1 pseudogene is annotated in these 306 nt (G+C 52.0%); it reads left to right on the top strand.

Annotated features, from left to right (window positions below):
• Positions 1-306: pseudogene (locus tag I656_RS0117040) on the top strand (transposase); the annotation flags it as partial.

Raw genomic sequence — 306 nt, 5'->3', positions numbered from 1 at the left:
TTGACACTGGCCAATCCGCAACGGATCAAAAATGTCCCGGGAAGAAAAATCGATGTCTCTGACGCCGAGTGGATCGCTAAGCTGCTCCGCCATGAACTCGTTGAAAAAAGTTTCGTCCCCCCAGCGGATATTCGCGAATTGCGGGATTTTTACCCGCCTCCGCAAAAAGTGGGTCGGACAGCTGACTTCGGAGAAAAACCGGATTCAAAAAGTGCTCGAGTCTTCCAATGTCAAAATCGGCTCGGTCCTCTCCGATCTCTTCGGCGTTTCTGGAAAAGACATCCTTGCCCGGCTGCTTGAGAAGGG

This window comes from Geobacillus sp. WSUCF1 (genome assembly GCF_000422025.1).
Classification (GTDB): domain Bacteria; phylum Bacillota; class Bacilli; order Bacillales; family Anoxybacillaceae; genus Geobacillus; species Geobacillus zalihae.
Note: the sequence above shows the minus strand (reverse complement) of the source record. Positions and strands in the feature narration are given on the sequence as shown.